The sequence below is a fragment of the Faecousia intestinalis genome (assembly GCF_040096185.1).
GTDB lineage: Bacteria > Bacillota > Clostridia > Oscillospirales > Oscillospiraceae > JAZOXB01.
The window spans coordinates 1-4252 of record NZ_JBBMFF010000196.1 but is presented as its reverse complement, the minus strand read 5'-3'; the positions used below and the strand labels follow the sequence as shown (position 1 = coordinate 4252).

Sequence of the window (4252 nt, the reverse complement as noted above, 5' to 3'; positions counted from 1 at the left end):
TGTTTTCCCCGCTACTTTTACCTCCTTACAGGCTTTCGCCCACATAAAGTTTATTTGTAGCAACGTATCGCTACACGATCGCAGAACACCATCTGCGTTGACCGCCGGGGCGTGGTTCTCTGCCAGATGTCGTAGACAATGTTGGCACAGGCAGTGACCTTGCCGGTGTCGCTGTCGGGGAGCATGGGGTTGACCAGCCGCTGATCCAGTGCCAGCTTTCTGCCGTCATTGGTAATTAAGAGCATATTGTCTTCACTGGAATTGACCATTTTATTTCGCACACGCTCGGCACGGGTGGACAGGTCTGCCACCATTTCCTTTTGGTGTTCAGACGGTTTCAGCACCACATTATGATAATGTGCCTCCGGGACGGGTAGCTTGAGCATATCTGCCGTCTGCACGTCCGCCACCTCCTTGAACATGGCATCGCCGTAGCTTGCGCGAATCGTGGTTGCGATGTCCCGTGCATTGTTCGTGCGATCGTCCACCATCGTCAGCAGAATACCGCTGATGTCCAGTGTGGGGTTGATGGAACGCTTGACCTTTGCCACCGAATGGAGCAAGAGGTCAAGACCCTTTGCAGACAGAAAGCTGGGCTGAGAGGGGATGATCACGCTGTCTGCCGCCGCCAACGCATTGACCGTCAGCATACCCAACGACGGCATACAGTCAATCAGAATGTAGTCAAAGTTGGGGCGGTGTATGTTCACGAACTCTCGCATGATGTACTCCCGGCTCATGACATTGATCATGGCGGTTTCAAAGGATGCCAGCTCGATGTTTGCCGGGAACAGCTTTGCGCCCTCCTCGTGTGTCCGAATGCCCATCTCAGGGTCGATTGGCTCGTCCTCCACAATGGCCTGCAACGCATTGGTCAGCGTCGTGTCCAAGGTGTCCGCATCCCGGATGCCGAAACAGACGGTCAGACTGGCCTGTGGGTCTGCATCGATCAGCAGAACCCGCTTGCCCTCCTGTGCCAGCTTGGTGCCAAGATGAAAGGTCGTAGTCGTTTTTCCAACACCCCCTTTTTGATTTGTAATCGCAATTACCTGACACATATTCGTTCCTCCTTCCATTTTGAATTTGATCTTGCGACCCACCAAAACACAGAGATTGGTTCTGTGCTTTGGTCGCTGCACTTCATTCGACCCCGCCCCCTAAGTGCAGGAAAGGAATTCATCAGACGCTCGATTGCGAGTCGAGTCCATGGGAATCTCACCCCTGCCGGGTTCTCCGCCAGCTCCGTAGAGAAGTATCATTGTCCCAAAGCGTTTCATCGCCATGCTTGGAGCAACCAAGCATTTGGGTGTGACCCGGATTCGCTATCCACCTTGCTATCCGCAATCTCCCTTTCGGGCAGGTGGGTCTCGGCGTATCTCACCTCCGGCTGAGGCTTTCGCCTCCGCTTTGGAATGTATCTGATGAATGGTTATTCTGTTTTCAAGGTTCCGGAAGGAGCCCTCGCAAGAATAACCCCTTCACTAATTGGGAATAAGGAGGCCATTTTGTAAAAGTTTTTTTCAAAAAAAGTTGAAAAAATTTTTCCGATGATAAAGCCAAATAAAGGTTTGTAAATCCTAGTAAAAGTATAAAAGCATCGCTTTTCTGCGGTCTTAAGTGGATATGGCAGGGCTGATTGGGAAAACAAAAAAGCCGAAGCATGGACTGCTTCAGCCAAAAATCAAACTGTTCATAATTTGTATGATAGAAAGAGAATCACTCTGCAGATTCTCTTGACAATTGTTCCTGTCTGGCAAAACCACGCGATTACTTCCTCGCTTTTGTGACCTTTACAGGCTTTAATTTTGAACCGTTCCCCTGCATTAGAAGAATCGGCGGGACATACTGTACCCGTCCCATTAGAAAAATGCCGGATTTTCTTAGAAAAAAACGGCGAAAAATGACCGGCGCTTAGAAAAATAACCGCCACAAAATCACACAATTTTGTGGCGGTTGGCACCCCAAGGAGGATTCGAACCTCTGGCCTTCCGCTTAGGAGGCGGACGCTCTATCCGGCTGAGCTATTGGGGCGTATATGAAATTGAACTGTGGACCTATCGCCTTTGGCTCAAAGGTGGGCGATTTGTCGTGACCTTAGGAGGCGTGTGCTCTATCCAGCTGAGCTACTGGGACATGTGTATTTACCGAATCATCTTAGCGGTTTTTTGAAAAAATGTCAAGAGGCAGCGCCAAAAGTCGCGCGATTTTTCCCGCCCAGACGCATACAATGGGAGGCCTGAGCGTCAAAAGGCGGAAGGGGGGAGGACCATGCCATGGTGGGAGCAGGTAGGCGGAGATGTGGATGATCTTATCTTCGCGGACGAGGAATATGAGATCAGCGCGCGCTGAACGGGCAGAAAATTTCCCTTTACAGGAGGGCTTCTTTCGGCTATACTATATATGATATTCCGAAACTGGAGAATACTGTCATGATCGAATTTGAAGAATATAAGAGCAAACTGAACGACCTGAAGCCGAAGCTCGAGGAGCTGCGCGCCGCCTTTGTGCCGCAGAGCCTGCTCGATGAGCTGGAGCGCCTGCACGCCATGGCGGAGGCCCCCGGCTTCTGGGACGACCCCGCGCGCTCGCAGAAGGCCGTCATGCGCACGAAGACGCTCGAGCGCAAGCGCGACAAGTTCCAGTCCATGTGCAGCGAATGGGACGACCTGATGACCATCTGCGAAATGGCGCTGGAGGAAAACGACGACTCCATGCTCGAGGAGCTGACGGCGGGCTATGCCAAGCTCGAGGCCGACATGGAGGAGGCCCGTCTGGAGACCCTGCTGACGGGCGAATATGACGCGAACAACGCGCTGCTGTCCTTCCACGCGGGCGCGGGCGGCACGGAGGCGCAGGATTGGTGCGCCATGCTCTACCGCATGTATACCCGCTGGGCCGAGGCACACGGCTTTACCTATAAAATTCTCGACTATCTCGACGGCGACGAAGCCGGCCTGAAGTCGGCGGACATCATGATCGAGGGCGACAACGCCTACGGCTTTCTGAAGGGCGAGGCCGGCGTGCATCGCCTCGTGCGCGTCTCGCCGTTCGACGCGGCTGGCCGCCGCCACACGTCGTTCTCCGCCGTGGAGGTCATCCCGGAGATCCCGGACGACGTCGAGGTCGAAATTCGCCCCGAGGACATTGAAATGCAGGTCTACCGCTCGTCCGGCGCAGGCGGCCAGCACATCAACAAGACGTCCTCCGCCGTCCGACTCATCCATAAGCCGACCGGCATCGTCGTCTCCTGCCAGACGCAGCGCGACCAGTTCCAGAACAAGGAAACGTGTATGCGCATGCTGCGCTCGAAGCTCATCGAGATCAAGGAGCGCGAGCACCTCGAGAAAATTTCCGACATCAAGGGCGTGCAGCAGAAGATCGAGTGGGGCAGCCAGATCCGCTCCTACGTCTTCATGCCCTACACCCTCGTGAAGGACACCCGCACGGGCTTTGAGAGCACGAACGTCAACGCCGTGATGGACGGCGACCTCGACGGCTTCATCAATGCCTACCTCACCTGCGCCGCAACGGGAACGTGGGCCACGAAATAACAAAAAAAGTGCTTGATAATTCCGGCACATTATGATATTATTGTAGGCACTGTATGTATATTCGCCCTTTGGGCTGATTCCGGCAGGCCGCTGCCGTAACCGCGGCCGTTTTTGGAGGTTTTTTACTATGGATACCCTGAAGCTGATTCTCCTGATCTTCCAGATGATCTCCTGCGTTGTACTGACGGTCGTGATCATTCTCCAGAATGGCGCAGAGGATGGCCTCGGCGCGATCGCCGGCGGTTCCGACACCTATCTTGGCAAGGGCAAGGCCGGCACGCTGGACGCGAAGCTCTCCCGCCTGACGAAGTGGATCGCCGCTGTATTCGTCCTGCTGACGCTGTTCGTCGCTCTGCTCGGCTCTCTGTAAGATAAGGCAGCTAATCCCCCTGCGTGCGCAGGGGGATTTTTTGTATTTTGGAGAAGGTCGTTGCAGGGGCAGGGGCGTGTCCTGCCCGGCCGCGCCTCCTCGCAATGACACATCAGGGCAGTGCAGACCAGCGTCCTTACGCGGTTGAATAGCCCCGTACAGGGCGTTCACTACCCGCAAGGGGCACGCCGCATCCGTAAGGCGGCAAAGCCGCCAACGGCTGCGCAGTGAGCGCCGCTACAAGCCCCGTCGGGGCCGGTTCCGTTTTAACGGCGGCCGGTACGAGTCGGCAGTGCCTTCCCGAGATTGCCACGGCCCCGTTGGGGCCTCG

The 4252-nt window shown here is 55.1% G+C and carries 3 protein-coding genes and 1 tRNA gene; 2 read left to right on the top strand and 2 right to left on the bottom strand.

Annotated features, from left to right (window positions below; all coding sequences use genetic code 11):
* Positions 1-50 precede the first annotated feature (50 nt).
* Positions 51-1058 (bottom strand): ParA family protein, encoded by a 1008-nt coding sequence (locus WMO66_RS06335; RefSeq protein WP_349135549.1) that lies wholly within the window; start codon positions 1056-1058, stop codon positions 51-53.
* 896 nt (positions 1059-1954) lie between these two features.
* Positions 1955-2031: transfer RNA gene (locus tag WMO66_RS06330), tRNA-Arg, on the bottom strand.
* Positions 2032-2429: 398 nt separating this feature from the next.
* Between WMO66_RS06330 and prfB the strand changes: the two genes are divergently transcribed.
* Both prfB and secG read left to right on the top strand, forming a co-directional pair.
* Positions 2430-3551: a peptide chain release factor 2 gene (prfB, locus tag WMO66_RS06325; protein ID WP_349135548.1), complete on the top strand. Its 1122-nt coding sequence runs from the start codon at positions 2430-2432 to the stop codon at positions 3549-3551.
* Between the two features lie 127 nt (positions 3552-3678).
* On the top strand, positions 3679-3921 hold the full coding sequence (gene secG / locus WMO66_RS06320) for a preprotein translocase subunit SecG (RefSeq protein WP_349135547.1): 243 nt from the start codon (positions 3679-3681) through the stop codon (positions 3919-3921).
* Positions 3922-4252 lie beyond the last annotated feature (331 nt).

What these genes read in the sequence shown, in the direction of transcription:
- prfB (WP_349135548.1), top strand. Translation starts at nt 2,430, where the DNA reads ATGATCGAATTTGAAGAATATAAGAGCAAACTGAACGACCTGAAGCCG.
- secG (WP_349135547.1), top strand. Translation starts at nt 3,679, where the DNA reads ATGGATACCCTGAAGCTGATTCTCCTGATCTTCCAGATGATCTCCTGC.
- WMO66_RS06335 (WP_349135549.1), bottom strand. Translation starts at nt 1,058, where the DNA reads ATGTGTCAGGTAATTGCGATTACAAATCAAAAAGGGGGTGTTGGAAAA.